The 19,059-nt window shown below is 69.9% G+C and carries 19 protein-coding genes and 1 pseudogene; 7 read left to right on the forward strand and 13 right to left on the reverse strand.

Annotated features, from left to right (window positions below):
- Positions 1–55: 55 nt before the first annotated feature.
- Positions 56–940, reverse strand: a complete 885-nt coding sequence (locus ABD250_RS11265; RefSeq protein WP_182659121.1) for a sigma-70 family RNA polymerase sigma factor — start codon at positions 938–940, stop codon at positions 56–58.
- Positions 937–1,383 carry a carboxymuconolactone decarboxylase family protein gene (locus tag ABD250_RS11270; RefSeq protein ID WP_182617765.1) on the reverse strand — a complete coding sequence of 149 codons (447 nt, stop codon included), beginning with the start codon at positions 1,381–1,383 and terminating at the stop codon, positions 937–939. The genes ABD250_RS11265 and ABD250_RS11270 overlap by 4 nt, the downstream gene beginning before the upstream one ends.
- A 162-nt stretch (positions 1,384–1,545) precedes the next feature.
- Between ABD250_RS11270 and ABD250_RS11275 the strand changes: the two genes are divergently transcribed.
- Positions 1,546–2,139, forward strand: coding sequence for a DUF1707 SHOCT-like domain-containing protein (locus ABD250_RS11275; protein ID WP_182659120.1), 594 nt, complete (start codon positions 1,546–1,548; stop codon positions 2,137–2,139).
- Between the two features lie 32 nt (positions 2,140–2,171).
- Here the strand turns inward: ABD250_RS11275 and ABD250_RS11280 are convergent, their stop codons facing one another.
- A complete protein-coding gene (locus tag ABD250_RS11280; RefSeq protein WP_344392309.1) occupies positions 2,172–2,594 on the reverse strand; it encodes a hypothetical protein in 423 nt (140 codons plus the stop codon).
- Between the two features lie 65 nt (positions 2,595–2,659).
- Positions 2,660–4,024: an MFS transporter gene (locus tag ABD250_RS11285; RefSeq protein WP_344392311.1), complete on the reverse strand. Its 1,365-nt coding sequence runs from the start codon at positions 4,022–4,024 to the stop codon at positions 2,660–2,662.
- Positions 4,025–4,336: 312 nt separating this feature from the next.
- Between ABD250_RS11285 and ABD250_RS11290 the strand changes: the two are divergent.
- Both ABD250_RS11290 and ABD250_RS11295 read left to right on the forward strand, forming a co-directional pair.
- Positions 4,337–6,210: pseudogene (locus tag ABD250_RS11290) on the forward strand (N-acyl-D-amino-acid deacylase family protein).
- A gap of 61 nt (positions 6,211–6,271) precedes the next feature.
- Positions 6,272–7,495, forward strand: a complete 1,224-nt coding sequence (locus ABD250_RS11295; RefSeq protein ID WP_182659217.1) for an ATP-binding protein — start codon at positions 6,272–6,274, stop codon at positions 7,493–7,495.
- An 82-nt stretch (positions 7,496–7,577) separates the two neighbouring features.
- Here the strand turns inward: ABD250_RS11295 and ABD250_RS11300 are convergent, their stop codons facing one another.
- Positions 7,578–8,987 (reverse strand): MBL fold metallo-hydrolase, encoded by a 1,410-nt coding sequence (locus ABD250_RS11300; protein ID WP_182641168.1) that lies wholly within the window; start codon positions 8,985–8,987, stop codon positions 7,578–7,580.
- Positions 8,988–9,196: 209 nt separating this feature from the next.
- Between ABD250_RS11300 and ABD250_RS11305 the strand changes: the two genes are divergently transcribed.
- Together ABD250_RS11305 and ABD250_RS11310 are read left to right on the forward strand one after the other, a co-directional pair.
- Positions 9,197–9,589 carry a PPOX class F420-dependent oxidoreductase gene (locus ABD250_RS11305; RefSeq protein WP_179526039.1) on the forward strand — a complete coding sequence of 131 codons (393 nt, stop codon included), beginning with the start codon at positions 9,197–9,199 and terminating at the stop codon, positions 9,587–9,589.
- Positions 9,590–9,722: 133 nt separating this feature from the next.
- Complete coding sequence (locus ABD250_RS11310; RefSeq protein WP_095718754.1) at positions 9,723–10,298, forward strand: peroxidase-related enzyme; 576 nt, start codon at positions 9,723–9,725, stop codon at positions 10,296–10,298.
- 17 nt (positions 10,299–10,315) lie between these two features.
- Here ABD250_RS11310 and ABD250_RS11315 read toward each other — a convergent pair whose 3' ends face one another.
- The 4 genes from ABD250_RS11315 to ABD250_RS11330 all read right to left on the reverse strand — a co-directional run bounded on the left by ABD250_RS11315 (position 10,316) and on the right by ABD250_RS11330 (position 14,101).
- Positions 10,316–11,056 (reverse strand): glucose 1-dehydrogenase, encoded by a 741-nt coding sequence (locus tag ABD250_RS11315; RefSeq protein ID WP_182616805.1) that lies wholly within the window; start codon positions 11,054–11,056, stop codon positions 10,316–10,318.
- Positions 11,057–11,107: 51 nt separating this feature from the next.
- Complete coding sequence (locus tag ABD250_RS11320; protein ID WP_179523749.1) at positions 11,108–12,184, reverse strand: NAD(P)H-dependent amine dehydrogenase family protein; 1,077 nt, start codon at positions 12,182–12,184, stop codon at positions 11,108–11,110.
- 134 nt (positions 12,185–12,318) lie between these two features.
- Positions 12,319–13,056, reverse strand: a complete 738-nt coding sequence (locus ABD250_RS11325) for a superoxide dismutase family protein (RefSeq protein ID WP_182639945.1) — start codon at positions 13,054–13,056, stop codon at positions 12,319–12,321.
- 61 nt (positions 13,057–13,117) lie between these two features.
- Positions 13,118–14,101 (reverse strand): GlxA family transcriptional regulator, encoded by a 984-nt coding sequence (locus tag ABD250_RS11330; protein ID WP_182659216.1) that lies wholly within the window; start codon positions 14,099–14,101, stop codon positions 13,118–13,120.
- A gap of 127 nt (positions 14,102–14,228) precedes the next feature.
- On the opposite strand from ABD250_RS11330, the gene ABD250_RS11335 reads away from it, so the two are divergent.
- Positions 14,229–14,858 carry a cysteine hydrolase family protein gene (locus tag ABD250_RS11335; protein WP_182659215.1) on the forward strand — a complete coding sequence of 210 codons (630 nt, stop codon included), beginning with the start codon at positions 14,229–14,231 and terminating at the stop codon, positions 14,856–14,858.
- 99 nt (positions 14,859–14,957) lie between these two features.
- Here the strand turns inward: ABD250_RS11335 and ABD250_RS11340 are convergent, their stop codons facing one another.
- The 4 genes from ABD250_RS11340 to ABD250_RS11355 form a co-directional block, all read right to left on the reverse strand.
- Entirely contained in the window at positions 14,958–17,360 is a 2,403-nt protein-coding gene (locus ABD250_RS11340; RefSeq protein ID WP_182659214.1) for a heavy metal translocating P-type ATPase, read from the reverse strand.
- A 10-nt stretch (positions 17,361–17,370) separates the two neighbouring features.
- Positions 17,371–17,586 carry a heavy-metal-associated domain-containing protein gene (locus ABD250_RS11345; RefSeq protein ID WP_182639948.1) on the reverse strand — a complete coding sequence of 72 codons (216 nt, stop codon included), beginning with the start codon at positions 17,584–17,586 and terminating at the stop codon, positions 17,371–17,373.
- A 53-nt stretch (positions 17,587–17,639) separates the two neighbouring features.
- Complete coding sequence (locus ABD250_RS11350; RefSeq protein WP_182659213.1) at positions 17,640–17,927, reverse strand: metal-sensitive transcriptional regulator; 288 nt, start codon at positions 17,925–17,927, stop codon at positions 17,640–17,642.
- Positions 17,928–17,999: 72 nt separating this feature from the next.
- Positions 18,000–18,623 carry a response regulator transcription factor gene (locus ABD250_RS11355; RefSeq protein WP_182659212.1) on the reverse strand — a complete coding sequence of 208 codons (624 nt, stop codon included), beginning with the start codon at positions 18,621–18,623 and terminating at the stop codon, positions 18,000–18,002.
- A 176-nt stretch (positions 18,624–18,799) separates the two neighbouring features.
- On the opposite strand from ABD250_RS11355, the gene ABD250_RS11360 reads away from it, so the two are divergent.
- Positions 18,800–19,051, forward strand: coding sequence for a WhiB family transcriptional regulator (locus ABD250_RS11360; RefSeq protein ID WP_338404230.1), 252 nt, complete (start codon positions 18,800–18,802; stop codon positions 19,049–19,051).
- The last annotated feature ends 8 nt before the right edge of the window (positions 19,052–19,059 follow it).

A 19,059-nucleotide genomic window follows, 5' to 3' on the forward strand; every position in this document is an offset into this window, starting at 1 on the left:
GACCGGGTAGCCACCGACCGGGTGGCCACCGACCGGGCTGCCGCGTACTGCAGTCTCATGCGGTCGGTTCGAACCCCTCCGGCAGCGCGAGCCTCGTGAGTTTGGCCGGGTTCGAGTGGAAGTAGACACGCGTGACGCGGCCGTCGACCACACCCAGCTGGGCCACCCGCACGACCCCGCGGGAGACCACCGCCAACGCGAACTCCCCGTTGACCTCGACCGGCGCGATCATGCCGTCCGACAGTTCCGCCGCCTTGATGAGGAAGTACGCACACTTGCGGGCCCCCACGATGTCCCTGCGGGCGGCGTTGACCTTCCCGTCGCTGTCCGAGACCACCCGGGCGTCCGCGGTGAGCACGTCGATCGTCTGCTGGAGGTCGCCTGCCAGGACGGCCTCGACCAGCCGCGAGATCACCGACTCCGGCGCACGCTCCGGCGGACGAAGGTCGGTGTCCAACCGGTGCCTCGCCCGGCTCACCCACTGACGAACCGTGGGCACGGCCGCGTCGAGCGCCTCGGCGATCTCGGAGTAGGGCAGGGCGTAGGCCTCGCGCAGGACGAAGGCCGCGCGCTCGTCGGGACCCAGTTGCTCGTAGGCCAACAGGACGGCGATCCGCAGGTCGTCGCGCTGCTCGGCCAGCTCGGAGGGCAGCAGGGCGGTGTCGACGGGCTCGGGGAGCCACGCCCCCACGTAGTCCTCCCGCCTGCGTCGCCGCAGCCGGTCCAGGCACAACCGCGTGGTGACGGTGGTGAGCCGCGCCTCGGGGTTGTCGGGCGCCGATCCCTCCTCGAGCCTGACCAGGCGGGCCAGGGCCTCGTCGGCGGCGTCCTCGGCGTCGGCCCACGTCCCGGTGATGCGGTACCCGACGCCGAGGAGGCGCCCCCGGACCCGGTCCACCGCGGCCCGGTCGAGTCCGGCGAGCGCACCGGCCGCCGTCACCTCGGGCGAACGGGATCGATGTCCTCCCGGCGCACGCCCTTGAGCGACCCCGGGTCCTTCCGGGTGGCCACTGCGATCCGGTTCCATGCGTTGATGGTGACGACCTCCATGAGGAGCTGTCCAGTGCCCGCCTCGCCCCGGTGCCGGACCACGTCGTCCCAGAGCTCGTCCGAGACCGATTCCTCGCCGCGGATGTGCGTGATCGCGTCCGCGAACCCCAGGACCGCGAGGTCCCCCTCGGACAGCTCACCGGCGTGGGCGGGCCAGTCCTCGGCGGCGACGATCCGGGCGTCGTCCCAGCCGTCCTTGCGGGCGTCGCGTCGGTGCATGGCGGTGCAGAACCGGCACTCGTTCACCGCCGAGACCCGGAGCCTGATGAGGTGACTGTCGGAGCGGGAGACCCGGGCCCGGGTGTAGGCCTCGAGCGCCAGCATGGGTGCCATCGCGCCCGCACTGACCTGTGTGCGCTGTCCGTGGTCGTTCCGGTGTGTACTCATACCCCATCGACGCACCAGCGTCCCCGGATGTGACACGGTCCCGGATTCGACAGCGGATGGGTGCGATCACCCATGGCGGTCGGCGGGGTGCCCTCCTAGCCTGGGCACATGACCGATCCCGATGATCTGTTGCTCTCCGACGCCGAGCGTCTGCACGCCCTGACCGCGCTGGGTGACCACTATGCCGCGGGCCGCCTCGACGATCCGGAGTTCCACTCCCGCTCCGGTGACATCGCGGCCGCGCGCACCCTGGGTCAGCTCCGCGGGTCGTTCAGCGATCTGCCGGGCGGCGTGCCCCTGACCAGCGTTGACGGCATGATCGTCCAGTCGGCCACGGCGACGGGTGGCGAGCTGGTGCGCACCTCGTCGTCGTCACCGGCGGCATCGGACCCGGATCGCGAACTCCAGGATCTCCGCAAGCGCGGCAGGACGGTGGAGACGCTCGACGGGTTGGTGCTGGGGGCGACGCTCGTGGCGTTCCTCGTCCTGCAGTTCGTGGTGGGCTGGGACTACGCGTGGATCGTCTGGCCGTCGCTGGTCCTGACCCTGGGGGTCCCGCGCGCCATCCTGCAGTTCACCGACTCGGACGAGGAGCTCTACGAGGAGCTCAAGGAATCCGACGACGAGGCCCGCAAGGAGCGCCTCCGCGCGGCCACCGAGCGGATCCGCGAGCTCGGCGACGGGCGCGAGACGCGGGACTGACCCCTCCGGGCGGGTCCCGGCCGTCCACGGCCCTACCCGGCGGGGGTGCCCGGCCCGTGCCCGGTGCCCGGACCGCCGTCACCCTCTCTCCTACCGAGCGCCGCGGCCGCCGCGGGGAGCACTCCCAGACCGAGTCCGACCGCCACGATCGTCGCCCCCACGCCCAACGAGGCCAGCACGGGGACCCTGCGTTGGGCGAGGGCGGTGTCACAGGCCTCCTGCGCCTCCGAACTCGGCTGCGGGCGCTCACCCCGGAGCAGGTCCGTCCAGCTCAACGAGGTGAGGGCGTTGTCCTTGTCCCGGGCCTCGCGGTAGTCGGGGCTGAAGTAGGTGCCGCAGTCCACGCGTTGGATCCACCCGCCCGTGGCGACCCCGATGCTGCCCAGCAGGATCCCGCCCAGCACGACGAGCAGGCCGAGAACGGAGACGAGCGCACCGATCACGCGAGGGGTCACCGCGTCATCGTCACATCTGCGGCGCGGCGCCGCATCCGCGAGCTCGGCGACGGGAGCGGGAGTCGTCAGGTCTCCTCGAGCGCGACGCCCTTGCGTTCCGGGAGGGTGAAGGCGGCGAGCGCCGCCACGACGAAGGCCGCCGCGAACACCCCGAAGACCATCGCGGTACCGCCGGCGCCCAGCATGACCGGGACGAGCAGCGGCGCGATGATCGAGGCGATCCGCCCGAACGCCGCCGCCGCACCGGTGCCGGACCCGCGGGTCCTGGTGGGGTACAGCTCGGGGCCGATCGCGTACAGCGCGCCCCACGCGCCGAGGTTGAAGAACGACAGCGCCATGCCCGCGGCGATGATCGTGGCCGGCGTCCCCGCGAGGCCGAACAGGCCCGCGGCGACCGCCGAACCGGACAGGAACACCGCGAGGGTGACGCGGCGGCCCCACACCTCGATGAGCCACGCCGCCACCGCGTACCCCGGTAGCTGGGCAAGCGTGATGATGAGGGTGTAGCCGAACGACCTGACCAGATCGAAGCCCTGTGAGACCAGCAGGCTGGGCAGCCAGATGAACGCGCCGTAGTAGGAGAAGTTGATCCCGAACCACACGATCCACAACGCGCCGGTCCGTCTGCGCAGCCGCGGCGACCAGATCGACTCGCGGGCGGCCTCCTCGCGGGGGGACTCTCCGACCGGGGCGACCCGATCAGGCGCCGCCCGGTCCGGCAGCGGCGTGGTCCCGGTGGTCTCGGCGGCGGGCGGTTCGACCCCGGCCGAGGCCTCGTACTCGCGGACGATCCGCTCGGCCTCGTCGACCCGACCCTTCGACTCCAGGAACCGCACCGACTCGGGTAGCCCGAACCGGATCACCAGCGCGTAGGCGGCGGGGACCAGCCCGATGGCCAGCGCCCAGCGCCACCCGTCGTCACCGGTCGGGACCACGAAGTACCCGATGAGCGCCGCCATGATCCAGCCGACGGCCCAGAACCCCTCGAGGATCACCACCACCCGGCCGCGGATCCGGCGGGGCGCGAACTCGCTGACCAGCGTCGACGCCACCGGCAATTCGGCACCCAGCCCCAGTCCCACGATGAAGCGCAGGACGATGAGCACGGCGATGCCGGTCGACAGTGCCGCCGCGCCCGTGGCCAGCCCGTAGACCAGCAGCGTCGCGGCGAAGACCTGGCGGCGACCGATCCTGTCGGCGAGCAGACCCCCCAGCGCGGCGCCGATCGCCATTCCGACGAACCCGATGGAGCCGATCCAGGACAGCTCGGTGGGGGTGAGCGCCCAGTGCACTGCCAGCGCGGCCATGACGAAGGAGATGAGGCCGACGTCCATGGCGTCCAGCGCCCAGCCGACCCCGGATCCGAGCAACAGCCTGCGGTGCTTGCGGGTGAACGGCAGGCCGTCGAGGCGCTCCGTGCGTGTGGTCATGCGCGACAACGCTACTCCCGGCCCGCGGGCGTCCCACTCGCGTGGCGACCGGCCGACACCTCGAGGCGGCGCCCTCCCGCGGGTGCCCCACGGCGCCCTCGGCGAGCCCTGCGGCGCCCTCCCGCCGGTGCCTCACGGCGCCCTCCGGCGAGTGGTCGCGAATCGCGCCTGAACCGGAAGGTCACCTCGCGGAACGTGAGCGGATGTGACCACGCAAGGAGACGGGCTCACCGGCGGACGGCGGCCGTGCGGCGCAGGAGAAATCGCCACGAGGTCTGGACTTGGACCAGTGTCCGGGTAGCCTGGTGGAGTATGTGTTTCACATCACAGACTGGGGAGTGCCTCGTGGACACCACTGATCACGCCAGCCCGGGCGGCGCCGACTTCGACACCGTGATCCGCGGCGGGACCGTCTACGACGGAACCGGCGCGCCGGGCGTCCGGTCCGACGTCGGGATCCGATCCGGCGTCGTCGCGGCGGTGAGCCCCACCCCGCTCCCGATCTCGCCCCGCACCCGCGTCATCGAGGCCGGCGGCAGATGGGTGATGCCCGGATTCGTCGACACCCACACCCACTACGACGTCGAACTGCTGGTCTCCCCCGGGCTCGGCGAGTCGGTGCGGCACGGGGTGACCACCGTGCTCGTGGGCAACTGCTCCCTGTCCGGGGTCTACTCGGACACCGTCGACGTGGCCGACCTGTTCAGCCGAGTCGAGGCCCTGCCCCGGGACGCCGTCCTCGAGGCACTCGAGCGCACGAAGTCCTGGTCCGACCCGGCGGCATGGCGGCGCGCGGTCGAGGCCCTGCCGCTGGGGCCCAACGTGGCGAGCTTCCTCGGCCACTCCGACGTCCGCGCCTCCGTGATGGGCCTGGGCCGGGCGACCGATCCGGAGCACTCCCCCGGTCGGGAGGAGTTGCGCGAGATCGAACGGCGGGTGGACGAGGCCCTCGACCAGGGTTTCCTCGGGGTCTCCACCATGACCAACCCGTGGGACAAGATGGACGGCGACCGCTACCGCTCGCGGACCCTGCCCTCCACACACGCCTCGTGGAAGGAGTTCCGGCGCCTCAGCCGGATCCTCCGCCGGCGCGACCGGGTCCTGCAGGGCGTACCGAACCTCAACACCAAGGTCGACGTGGCCTTCTACGTGGCCACCAGCACGGGACTCTTCCGCAAGCCGCTGCGGGTCTCACTCCTCGCCGCCGCGGACACCCTCGCCGAGCCGTGGGTCAACCGCATCTTCCGTCCACTGGCATGGGTGGCCAACACCCTCGGAAGGGGCAGGTTCGTGTGGCAGCACCTGCCCACCACCTTCAAGGTGTGGGCCGACGGGATCGACCTGGTGGTCTTCGAGGAGTTCGGCTCCGGACGCGAGGCACTGCACCTCGTCGACGAGATGGCCCGCACCGACCTGCTCGAGCAGGAGAGCTACCGGCGCTGGTTCCGCCGCGACTTCGAGAAGCGCTTCAGCCCGCGGGTGTGGCACCGCGACTTCGACGACGCGCTCATCGTGGCCTGCCCCGACGAGGCGCTGGTCGGCCAGACCGTCGGCGACGTCGCCCGCGCCCGGAAGCTCCACCCGGCGGACGCCTACCTCGACCTCGTCGTGGAGCACGGCGCCGACCTGCGGTGGACCACCACCATCGCCAACGCGCGGGAGAAGGTCGCCAACCGGTTGGCGCGGACCCCGGGCATCACCATCGGCTTCTCCGACGCGGGGCGCACCTGCGCAACATGGCTTTCTACAACTTCGGCGTGCGCCTGCTCGAGCGCGTGCACCAGGCCCGGCTGGGCGGCACGCCGTTCCTCACCACCGAGGAGGCCGTGTTCAAACTCACCGGCGAACTCGCCGACTTCTATCGCCTCGACGCCGGTCGCCTGGAGGTCGGCCGGCGCGCAGACGTTGTGGTGATCGACCCGTCCGGGCTGGACGGCACCTCCCTCGATTACCACGAGGAGACCATGCCCGAGTTCGGTGGAATCCGCCGGATGGTCAACCGCAACGACGCCGCGGTGGCCGCCACGATCATCGGCGGCCGGGTGGTGTGGTCCGACGGGGAGTTCGCGCAGGGCTACGGCCGGGATTTCGCGGCGGGCCGGTTCCTGCCCGCGGGCGAGGCCGTGGGCCCGCGGGAGCGCAGCCAGCGCGTCAACGCGACGGCCGACCTCACTTCCGAGGTTTAGGCGGTTTAGCGCGCTTTATGGGCATCCACCTAAAGCGCGCTAAACCGACTAAACTGCCCCCATGGACCCAAGAACTAATCCGTATACCCCCAACGCGGGCGCCGAACCAGAAGTGGTTGTCGGCCGCGAAGATCAGCTCGAGTCTTTTGATGTACTACTCGCCAGACTGGAGCGCGGCCGCACAGAACAGTCAATGATTGTCACTGGGCTCCGAGGAGTCGGCAAGACCGTCCTACTACAGCAGTTTCTCCAGAAGGCACGGGAGAACAAGTGGACGGTCATGGACATGGAAGCCGAGAAGAACGACACCTCCGCGTTTCGACGTGACCTTGGTTCGCGCTTCTACAGTGCCCTCCTGCAACTGTCCCCCAAGGCCCGGTGGAGTGAACGCGCGAAGCATGCCGCATCTGTCGCGAAGTCGTTTTCGCTCACTGCGAGCCCAGAAGGGCTCGTTACGTTCGGACTAGATATCGCCCCGGCGGAAGGAGTTGCCGATAACGGCAACTTGACCCAAGATCTCGTGGACCTGTTCGTCGCCGTGGGTACAGCCGCACGGGAAAAAGAGACTGGAGTAGTCATCCTCTTGGACGAAGTCCAATTTCTCGACAAAGAGCAATTGGGCGCGATGATTACCGCTCTCCATAAGACCGTTCAGTACAAATTGCCGATCACAATGGTTGGCGCAGGATTGCCACAGATAGCCGAACTAGCCGGAGATGCCAAGTCATACGCCGAACGACTTTTCAAGTTTCCCCGAATCGGAAACCTCTCCAAGACGGATGCAGCTGCCGCCTTATCGGAGCCAGCTCGGAGCGAGGGCGTCCTCTTCAACGACGACGCACTAGAGCACGCCTTCGAGATTACCGAAGGGTACCCGTACTTCATCCAAGAGCTCGGCTACGCCGTTTGGACCATAGCCGATGGGGGCGTAATCACTCGTCAGGATATCGATGACGCAATCGTCGGATACACCGCAAAACTCGACCAGTCCTTTTTTCAGGTACGGCTCGATCGATGTACAGAACTGCAACGGGCCTACTTGCGGGCTATGGCAGACCTCGGACCGCATCCTCAGAAGGCGAATGACGTGGCCGAGCGAATGGGTCGGACCTCACAGAACCAAGCGCCAACTAGAGCCGAACTAATTTCAATGGGACTTCTTTACACTCCTGAGCATGGTTACGCGGCGTATACAGTTCCTCAGTTCGACCAATATATGCTTCGGGCGATTCCCCGATTAGCGGTGCCGGAAAAACGCAAACGCAGGACGCAGCGCGATCAATAACTCCAGAATTGCCTGAGGTTACTGGCCGAGAAGCCTGAGCAGCTGTGACCGCAGCCGCGCAGGCTGCGGACACCCGCAGCACTCACTCCGTGGGCATCCCGGCGTCCTCCCAGGCGGAGTAGCTGCCCTCGAGCTCGGTGACGTCGTACCCGACGCTGCGCAGCGCGCTGGCCACGACCGAGCTACGGGCACCCGACTGGCAGTAGGTGACGATCCTTCCCGAGTCGGGCAGTTCGTCGCGTTCCCACATCACCTGGCCACCGTGCAGCTGGGTGGCGTCCGGGACGTGGCCCTCGTCGTACTCGGACGTGGCGCGGACGTCGAGCACCATCGCGTGCTCGTAGGACTCCAGGTCCTCCGGCGTGACGGTCTCGGGGCGGAATGTGGGCAGGCCGTCGGTGGAGGTGACGTACCCGCGTGTGGAGTCGACGCCGACCCGGATGACGTGACGCCGCAGCTCGTCCGCCGCCTCGGCGTCCTCTGCGAGGAAGACCAGGCCGCGGGCGTCCTTCTCCGGATCGATCGCCCAGCCGGCGTAGGTGCCCGCCTGGCCGGCGGGGAGGTTGATGGCGCGGTCGACGGTGCCGTCGTGGACGTCGTCGGCGGGGCGAGGGTCGACGACGACGAGGTCGCCGGACTCGATGCCGGAGGCGACCTCCTCCGCTGGCAACTCCTGCAGCTCCGGCAACGGATGGCCGAGCACGGAGGGGCCGTCCCGGTTCTCGCGCTTCATCCGCCCGAAGTACGCCGGCGCGTCGGGCTGGCCGTCGAGGAGTTCGGAGATGAAGCCCTCCTCGTCGTCGTTCTCCACGTACTTCGGCCACCACGCGAACTTCCGCTCGTATCCCACCGAGCTGGACGGCAGCGCCCCCAGCGACTTGCCGCAGGCCGAGCCGGCGCCGTGGGCCGGGAACACCTGGACGTGATCGGGAAGGGTGAGGAAGCGCTCGCGGAGGCTGGCGAAGAGCTGCGTGGCGCTCTCGTAGCGGGTGTCCTCGCCGCCCGAATCGCTGCCGCCGGCGGTCTCGTCGAGCAGGTCCGGACGCCCGAGGTCGCCACAGAACACGAAATCGCCGGTCAGCGCGTAACCGGGCTCGTCGGCGAACGCGCCGTCGGTGATGAGGAACATCAGGTGCTCGGGCGTGTGGCCGGGGGTGTGCACGGCCTCGAGGCGGACGTTGCCGAGCTCGATGGTGTCGCCGTCGCGGAGCCGCTCGCCCTCGAAACCGTAGCGCCAGTCCTCGCCGCCCTCGTCGGAGAGGTACGTGGTGGCACCGGTGGCGGCGGCCAGCTCGCGGGTGCCGGACAGGTAGTCGGCGTGGATGTGGGTCTCGGTGACCGTGACGATGGTCATGCCGTGCTGGTCGGCCATCTCGACGTAGGGCCGGAGGTCGCGGCTGGGGTCCACGACGATCGCCTCGCTGCTGCTCTGGCAGCCGATGAAGTAGCTGGCGTGGGCGAGGTCGTAGTCATAGATGCGTTCGAAGAGCATGGTGTGTGTCCGTTTCCGTGGGGAACAGGTACACACTCCACCGTAAAACCCTCGGGGGTATAGCGCCACCCCTCGGCGCGGACGACGCGCACACTGGACCGGAGTACCCGCCACCGACGAGAGGACCGCGCGCCGTGTCTGACTCACACCAGTCCGAATCGCACCAGCCCGAATCACACCCGTCCGAAGCACACCCGTCCGGCTCCCCGCTGACCGACGACCTGCGCCGCCTGCTCGCCCGGCCGAATCCGTGCGTCATGGCCACGCTGCGCAAGGACGGCTCCCCGGTGACCGTGCCCACCTGGTACCGGTTGGTCGCCGACCGCATCCACCTCAACCTCGACGCCGGCCGGGTCCGACTCCAGCACCTGCGGCGCGACCCGCGGGTGGCACTGTCCGTGCTGGACGCGGACGACTGGTACTCGCACGTGAGCATCCAGGGCCGGATCACCGAGATCGCCGAGGACCCGGACCTGGCCGGCATCGACGCGCTGTCCCGGCACTACACGGACCAGCCGTACCCGGTCCGCGATCGCGCCCGCGTCGACGTCTGGCTGGAGATCGAGCGGGTACACACGTGGGGGTCCGCGGCGCGATCCTGATCCGGCGGCGGGCGACGCGGCATAGCCTCTGGGCAGACCTCCAGCCCCTCCAGCCCTGAGCCCCTCCACTGCTCAGTTCCCCGCCCCTCAGCCCGGCGCCCCACCCGGGCGCCCCACTCCCCCGGAGCCGCACATGTCCGACCGATTCCCCCTCGCCGAGCTCGCCGATCTCCCCGACGACCTGCGGGAGCGCATTCTGACGGAGCAGGAGAAGGCCGGGTTCGTCCCCGAGGTGTTCCTGATGTTCGGGCGCCGCCCGGCGGAGTGGCGGGCCTTCTTCGCCTACCACGACGCGGTGATGGACCGCGAGGGCTCGAACATGTCCAAGGCGGACAAGGAGATGATCATCGTGACCATCTCCGCGCAGAACAACTGCCAGTTCTGCGTGGTGGCGCACGGTGCGATCCTCCGGATCGTCAAGAAGGACCCGTACCTCTCCGACCAGTTGGCCGTGAGCCATCACAAGGCCGAGCTGACCCCACGGGAACGCGCCATCTGCGACTTCGCCACCAAGGTGAACCTGCGGTCCGACGAGCTCGTCGACGCCGACTTCGCCGCGCTGCACGCGCACGGCCTGGACGACGAGGACGCGTGGGACATCGCGACGATCACCGGCCTGTTCGGGCTGAGCAACCGGGTGGCCAACGCCACCGACATGCGGCCGAACCCGGAGTTCTACCTGATGGGCCGAGCGCCGCGGGAGAAGTAGGCCGCCGCGGTCACGCCCTACAGCTGCTTGTGCGGGATCCCGTTGATGGTCCCGCCGTCCACCACGAACTCCGTGGCGGTGGCGTAGGAAGACTCGTCGGAGGCCAGGAACAGCACGAAGTTGGCTACGTCCTCGACGGTGCCCAGCCGGCCGAGGGGGATCGGGATCATATCGTCCGGGATCCCCTCGGTGATCGGGGTGCGCACGAGGCCCGGGTGCAGCGAGTTGCAGCGGATGCCGTGCGGGGCGAGCTCGAGCGCGACCGATTTGGTGAGCCCACGGACGGCCCACTTGGCGGCCACGTACCCGTGAGCCCACGGCGTACCGCGCATTCCCTCGATCGACGAGACGTTGATGATCGACCCACCACCGGCGGCGATCATCGTCTCGGTGACGGCCTGACATCCGTAAAAGGTCCCCGTGAGGTTCACGTCCAGGATCTGCTGCCACTTGTCATGCCGGAACCTGTGCAGCTCGGCCCCGTTGGCGATCCCCGCGTTGTTGACCAACACATCGACCCCGCCCCAGTCGGCGACCGTCTCCTCGACGACGGCCTTCCACTGCTCCGCATCGGACACGTCGAGATGGCGGTAGCGCGCGCCCTCCCCCTGCTCGGCCGCCACGGCCTCGCCCTGATCGTCCAACACGTCGGTGAGCACGACCTTCGCGCCCTCCGCGACGAGCCGGCGCGCGTCGGCCTCGCCCATCCCCCGCGCGGCACCCGTGATGATGGCGACCTTGCCCTCGACCCGACCCATGACGACTCCCTCTACTCGTGAACAGCTGTGGTGACGACGTCGGTCGACGCGTCAGCGCGTACCGACGATGCCCGGCGCGCCGGTGAGCGGCAGATCCAGCGTCGTGGTCAACCCCGGCGCCGCGGCCACGACGGCGGGTACGGCGTTGACCACCCTGCCGACCCCGGCGAGGATCGCCGAGTAGTTGTGGTCGCCGTCCGCGCTCTGCGCGGCCAGGTCGAGGACGTACGACGGCTCGCCGATCACCTCGACGCGGTACGAGTGCCCCTCCTGGACCGCGTACGGCCAGTCCGGCCGCAGGTCGTCCCGGGTCCGGGTGACGTGTTCGACCACGATGACGGGCTCGCCCGCCACCATGCCGGTGATCTGGAAGCGGAACCCCGCCTGGGTGCCCTCGGCGATGGTGCAGGCCGCGACCTCGTAGGTCTCCGGGGCGGGTTCGCGCTCGACGTGTTCGGTGATCTCGTCCACCTCCACGCCCAACCCGGCGGCGAGCAGGTGGATCGACGCCCCCCACCCCGCCGTCAACACCCCGGGCAGGAACAGCAGCGGGGTCTGGTCGAGCGGGGTGCCGAAACCCATGACGTCGACCATCGACTCGGTGGAATCGTAGGTGGCGTAGTCGGAGAACTCGGTGCAGCGGACCTGGCGTACCTCGCGGCAGGTGCCGGTGATCGCGAGCGGCAGGAGGTCGTTGGTGAACCCCGGGTCCACGCCGGTGACGAAGAGGGTGGCACCGCCCTCCAGGGCCGCGGCCTCGAGCTTGGCGCGCGCGCTGTCGGGGACGCCCGCGGCGGGGTTGATGAGCGGAGTGGGCGCGGTGCCCGCCACGTTGATCCCGGCGGCGAGGTACTCGCGGATGTCGCGCGCGGCCTCCACCGGCCGGGTGTCGCTCATCGCGCAGTAGACCACGCAGTCGGGCGCCGCGGCCACGATGTCGGCCGCACTCGTGGTGGCGGTGACACCCGTGTCCACCCCGAGACCGGCGAGCTCACCCGCGTCCCTGCCCGCCTTGTCCGCGGAGTGCACCCAGACGCCGACGAGCTCGAAGCGCGGGTCCTCGATGAGGTGGCGCAGGGCGATCGCCCCGGCGTTCCCCGTGGCGATCTGTGCGACCCGGATGGCCATGTGTCCCCTCCCGACCTGAGGCGGCGCGTGGTGACGCGCGCCTGTTCGCGGCGGACGCTACCAGAGCAGGCCGCCTGATCGGGGGGTTATCAGACACGTGACCGGACAGTTGTCCGGTCACGTGTCGGAGGGGGTCAGCCGACGACCACCCCGCAGGCGATCCTGCTGCCTCCGTCGCCGGCCATCAGCGTGTCCTCGTCCGGCCCGTCCGGTGCGTAGCGCTCCGGGATGTGGGCGAGGTTGTCCGGGTCCTCGTGGATCATCACGGCCGAACCGTCGTCGTCCAGCAGGAGCTCCCGGTCCAGCCGGTCTGTCAGGGTGGTGAGGCGGGCGGTCCCGTCGCCGGCGACGTACAGCGGCGGCAGGTCGCCCGCGTGCTCGGGATGCCCGGCCCCGCCGTCCGGCCCGGCCAGATGCCCGCCGGCCGAGAGGAACGCGCCCCTCTCATCGGGGTCGTTGGGATTGGCGCTGTCCGGCTCACACAGCCCGGTCGTGTGGATGTGCAGTCCGTGGAATCCGGGCTCGAGTCCGCTGGCCTCGACGGTGACCAGGGTGCCGCCCTCGGACTCGACGAACTCCACCGTGCCCAGCGGTCCGGCCTCGGGGTCTGTGAGCTCCGCGGTGGCGAAGGCCCGGTCGCCCTGCTCCCCGCCCCCGGCTCCCGCGTCAGCGGTGGTGGCGGTGTCCTGGGGGGTGGTGGTCCCCTCGGCGGCGGGAGAGTCCTCCCCCGTTCCGCACGAGGCGGCCAGCACCGCGGCTGCGGTGAGTGCGACGAAGGCGCTGCCCCTGCGGGCTCGGCGGAGAGTGGGCACGGTCTGGGCGTGAACTGTCTGGTCGGGAACGGTCTGTCCAGGTCGGTTCTGTGCGGTCATCCGGTGGACCTCCTAGTCGGCGTCGTGAATATCGGCGTCGTGGCCGCCACCGTACCCAGGCTCAACGCGGATGCAACCGTGTCTCCGCCCGATCCGAGCCGGAGTCCGCGAAGCGATTCCGATATGACGTGGGGGTGGTTGAATAGGCCCGCACGAAGTTCTGGCGAAAGGTGACCGCACTACCGAAACCGCATTCCTGCGCGATCTCACCGATCGGGTCCGAGGACCGCTCGAGGAGTACCCGCGCGCGGTCCAGGCGGCGGGACAGCACCCAGCGGGCCGGAGTCGTCCCGGTGGCCCTCTGGAACGACCGGACGAAGTTCCGCCGGCTCATGCACGCCCTGTCCGCCAGGTCGTCCACGGAGAGCCTGCGGTCCAGGTTCTCCAGAACCCACTCGATGGCCTGTGCCACCCGGTCGTCTCCACCTGGTTCCGGGATCGGCTGCTGGATATACTGCGCCTGATCCCCGTCCCGGTGCGGCGCCACCACGATGTGTCGCGCGAGTACCGAGGCGGCGGCCGAGCCCAGCCGCGTCCGCACGATGTGGAGGCAGGCGTCCAGCGACGACGCCGTCCCGGCGGAGGTGAGCACATCGCCGTGGTCGATGTAGAGGTCCGCCGAGCGAACCTCCACGCCGGGGTGCCGGCGGGCGAGCTCGTCCGCCACCTCCCAGTGGGTGACCGCGGTTCGGCTGTCGAGCACGCCGGCCGCCACAACGGGGAACGCCCCGAGGCACAGTCCCGCGACCGCGGAGCTGCGGCGTCGCGCGGCGCGGATCACATCGAGCAGGCCCGGATCCGGTTCGCGCAGATCGACGGGCCACGAGGGGAACACCACGAGATCGGCCTCCGCAGCGATTGCGGGCCCGCTGAGATCGTCGAGGTACACCCCCTCCGCGGTCCGGATCCCGCTCCCGTCCGCGCTCCAGGTACGCACCTCCCACCCGCTCGCGAGCTCAAGCCTGGTGACCTCACCGAAGACGAGCAGAGGGGCTGCGAGGTGGAACATCGTGATCCCGTCGAACACGTGGACGGCGATCTTCAACTCTGGCCCGGATCCATCGAATGTCTGCGCATATGCCACTCACGGTACCTCGCCCAGGCGGCGAAGACTGGTGCGCGGCGTCGGCGGCTGCCGGCGCCATCCCGTCACACCCCCTCGGAGGCTCCCGATGACCGAATCCCGCCGCGCCCTCGTCCTGGTCGACATCCAGAACGAGTACTTCACCGGCCCCCTCGAGATCCAGTACCCGCCCCGCGACGCCTCGCTCGCCCGGATCCTGCGTGTGGTCGACGTCGCGGGTGAGGCCGGCATCCCCGTGGCCGTGGTCCAGCACGAGCTCCCCGACGGCGCGCCGGTCTTCGCGGGCGGCAGCGCCGGGTGGGAACTCCACCCGGAGCTGGAGGCGGCCCTCCCCGCCGACCCGGCCCGGTTCAGCAAGAACTACGCCAGCATCTTCGACGGCACCGGAATGGCCGACTGGCTCCGCGAGAATTCCATCGACACCGTCACGCTCGTGGGATTCATGACTAACAACTGCATCATCGGCAGCGCGGTGGGTGCCGAGCCTCTGGGCTTCGCCGTCGAGGTGCTCTCCGACGCCACGGGTGCCATCCATATCTCCAACGAGGCGGGTTCGGCCTCCGCCGAACAGGTGCACACGACGCTCATGGCTGTCCTCAACTCCAACCTGGCGGCGGTGGCCACCACCGACGCCTGGGCCGAGGCGGCAGCGACCGGGACCGCGTTGCAGGGCAGCGACCTCGGCAGCTCCGCAATGCAGGGCCGCAGCGAGCACTGACCAGCCCGAACCCCCGATCTCCGCTGCGCGGTCCGCTGCCCGAGTCGGGTAGCGGACCGCGCAGCGGCGTAGCGGGACCTGCGGCTGGGGCGGCGGGGGTCAGACCGCCGCGCGGAACCTCCGCAGCCGCAGGCTGTTGGCCACCACGAACACCGAGGAGAACGCCATCGCCGCGCCCGCGATCATCGGGTTGAGCAACCCGGCCGCCGCCAGGGGCAGCGCGGCCACGTTGTAGGCGAACGCCCAGAACAGGTTGCCCTTGATGGTCCGCAGGGTGCTGCGGGACAGCCGGATCGCATCGGCCGCGGCGCGCAGGTCCCCGCGGACCAGGGTGAGGTCGGAGGCCTCGATCGCCGCGTCGGTGCCCGTCCCTATCGCCAGGCCCAGATCGGCGGTGGCGAGGGCGGCCGCGTCGTTGACGCCGTCGCCGACCATGGCCACCACCCGGCCCTGCGCCTGCAGCCTGCGGATCACGTCCACCTTCTCCGCTGGCAGCACCTCAGCGATGACCGTCTCGGAGATCGCGGTGTCTGGGCCGGGGTCGATGCCCACCTGCTGCGCCACCGACGCGGCCACCCTCGCGTTGTCGCCGGTGAGCAGGATGGGGGTGAGACCCAGGCCGCGGAACCTCCCGACCGCCTCGGCGGAGGAGTCCTTGATCTGGTCGGCCACCACCAGCACCCCGCGGGCACGGCCACCCCAGCCCACCGCCACCGCGGTGTGGCCGCGGCCGGAGGCCTCGTCGACCGCCCGCTCGAGCTCGGCCGGCAGCGGCATCTCCTGCTCGGCGAGGAGAGCCGGACGGCCCACCACGACCACCTCGTCGTCGTCACGGGTGTAGTCAGTCGGGTCGGCTCCGACCCGTCCCGACACCCCCAGCCCCTCGGTGTTGCGGAAGCCCGCTACGGCCGGTAGGTCACCGACCCGCTCTCGGGCGCCGGCGGCGACGGCCCGGGCGATGGGGTGCTCGGAGGCGTCCTCCACCGCACCGGCGTGGCGCAGCACCTGCGTCTCGTCCTCGCCGTCCGCGGCGGTCACCGAGACCAGCGCGGGCGTTCCGGTGGTCACGGTGCCGGTCTTGTCGAGCACGATCGTGTCGACGCGGCGGGTGGACTCCAGGACCTCGGGGCCCTTGATGAGGATGCCCAGCTGCGCACCGCGGCCGGTCCCCACCATGAGGGCCATGGGCGTGGCCAGACCGAGCGCACAGGGGCAGGCGATGATGAGCACCGCGACCGCGGCCGTGAACGCCATGGAGGTGCCGGATCCGGTGAGCAGCCAGAAGGCGAACGTCGCGGCCGCCAAGACCAGGACGGCGGGGACGAAGACCCCGGAGATGCGGTCGGCCAGGCGTTGCGCGGCGGCCTTCCCGGACTGTGCGTCCTCGACCATCCGCGCCATCTGCGCGAGCTGGGTGTCCGATCCCACGCGGGTGGCCCGGACGATCAGCCGCCCGCTGGTGTTGACCGTGCCGCCGACCACGGCGTCGCCGGTGGAGACCTCGGCTGGCACGGATTCACCGGTGACCATGGCGGTGTCGACGGCGGAGGCGCCGTCGACGATCCGGCCGTCGGTCGCGATCTTCTCGCCGGGGCGCACGATGAACTCGTCACCGACCTGCAGGTTCTCCACGGGGATCCGCGTCTCGACGCCGTCGCGCAGCACCGCGACGTCCTTGGCGCCGAGCTCGAGCAGCGATCGGAGCGCCGCCCCGGCCGTGCGCTTGGACCGGGCCTCGATGTAGCGACCCAGCAGCACGAAGGTGGTGACCCCGGCGGCGGCCTCGAGGTAGATGTCCCCCGCTCCGTCACTGGGCGAGAGGGAGAACTCGAACCCGTGGGTCATGCCCGGCATCCCGGCGTGGCCGAAGAACAGGGCGTACAGCGACCACAGCAGGGCGGCGGACGTGCCGATCGACACGAGGGTGTCCATGGTGAACGAGCCGTGCCGGATGTTGATCGCCGCCGCGCGGTGGAACGGCCACCCGCCCCACACGACGACCGGAGCGGCGAGGGTCAACGAGAGCCACTGCCAGTTGGTGAACTGCAACGCCGGGATCATGGCCATCGCGATCACGGGTATCGACAGCAGCGCGGAGACGATCACGCGGTGGCGCAGGCTCTCCACCCGGTCAGGGGCCGCGGAGTCGTCGGTGGCGTTGCCGGCATGTCCCGTCGCGGCGGCGGCCCCGTCTGCGTGGCCCTCGCCCGGGGCGGCAGGCGTGCCGCGGCGGGACGCGCGGGGCTGTGGCCACCGCGCCGAGTACCCGGCCTGTTCGACGGTGTCCAGCAGGAGCTGCGACTCCACGCCGGGGGCGTACTCCACGCGCGCCTTCTCGGTGGCGTAGTTGACCTCGGCGGTGACGCCGTCGAGCTTGTTGAGCTTGCGCTCGATCCGGTTGGCGCACGAGGCGCAGGTCATTCCCTCGATCTGGAGGTCGACGAAAGTCGTCGCCGGCTCACCGGTGAGGCTGCCGGCAGTGCTGGTGTCGGTGCGGCTCATCGTGGCCACCTCATTCCGCGGCGTCGAGTGTGTACCCGGCCTCGTCCACGGCGGCGCGGACGAGGGCGGGGTCGACGGGATCGGGGGCGACGACGACGAGGCGGCCCGACTCCAGGTCGACCTCCACATCGGTGACGCCGGGGATCTCCGAGACCTCCTCCTTCACGGAGGCGACGCAGTGGCCGCAGGTCATTCCGGAGACGGTGAAGGTGGCGGTGTCGGACATGGGGTTCTCCTCTGATGGTTGCAGACGGGTGGAGGGCGGCTCGGTGGAGCGGACTACGACTTGACCAGGCGCGCGATGGCCGCATTGGCCTCGGTGAGCTTGGCCTGCGCCTCCGGGCCACCGTGCTCGATCGCGCCGGCCACGCAGTGGCCCAGGTGCTCCTCGAGCAGGTTGAGCGAGAGCGACTGCAGCGCCCGGGTCATGGCGGAGACCTGCGTGAGGATGTCGATGCAGTACTTGTCCTCCTCGACCATCTTCTGCAGACCGCGGGCCTGACCCTCGATGCGGCGCAGCCGCTTGAGGTGGTCGTCCTTGTTCGGGGTGTATCCGTGCTCGGCCATGCGAGATACGGTACCCCCCTAGGGTACCTATTTCAAGGCGCGCGACGCCCCGAACCCCGGGACGCCCGCGGCTCAGGCCTGGCGGTCGGGCTTCAGGCCGTGTTCGATACCCCAGGCCACCGCCTGGGCACGCGTGGTCACACCCATTTTCCGGTAGGCAGCACGGATGTAGGTCTTGACCGTGTTCGCCGACAGGTAGCACCGGTCGGCGATGTCATGATTCGACATACCCTGCACGATCAGGCCCACCATCTCGGCTTCGCGGGCGGAGAGGCCGGCCTCCTTGGCGGGCCAGTCGTTGGCCCCCGTGGCGGACAACCCCGGCCCCACCATCGTCACGATGCGACCCGCCGCGATCTCCTCAATCCCCCGGACCAGATCCGGAGCGGACAGGGACTTGGAGAGGAAACCGTTCGCCCCCAACGCCAGACCGTCCTCGACAGCAGCACGGTCAGCGGCGAAGGAGTAGACCGCGACCGCAGCGATCGACGGGTCCTGACATAGCGCAGCCAGGCGGGCGTGCTTCCCCACCGGTGCGGCGAACGTGTCGTACAGGGCCACGTCCACCGGAGCCGCCCCCTTGGAGACCGTGCGCTTCTCCACGACCTCGATGCGGTCGGCGTACTCCGAGAGTATGGCGTTCACCCCGGCTACGACGACGAGGTAGTCGTTGATCACAGTCACCCTGACCGGCATGGACAGACCTTAGCAACGAACCCTCGGATGCCCCGATACGGCGATCACACCCCTGGGGGTGTAGTCCGCCCGCTTTCATACAACGGATGATGGGACGTTGTTCCGCGCACGGTCTTTCGACTCGTCGCCGACCCGGGAAGTGGGATGATCATTTGGCTGAGGCCGCCTCGACCGCAGTGGACGATCGATGGGCATGGGCTGACCGCGGCAACTGCGTCGGCCACCAGGACCTGTTCTACAACGACGACCACGACCTCAAGGGCACGAGGCGGAAGAACGAGGAACTCGCCAAGCAGCTCTGCCGGCAGTGCCCGGTGCTCGACCAGTGCCGTCGGTACGCCATCGAGGAGCGGGAGCTCTACGGCGTCTGGGGCGGCATGACCGAGCTGGAACGACACAAGGCGGCGGGCCGGTTGCGCACCGGCTGACCTGCGGC

This window comes from Dietzia cercidiphylli, assembly GCF_039531545.1.
In the GTDB taxonomy this organism is placed as follows: Bacteria; Actinomycetota; Actinomycetes; order Mycobacteriales; family Mycobacteriaceae; genus Dietzia; species Dietzia natronolimnaea.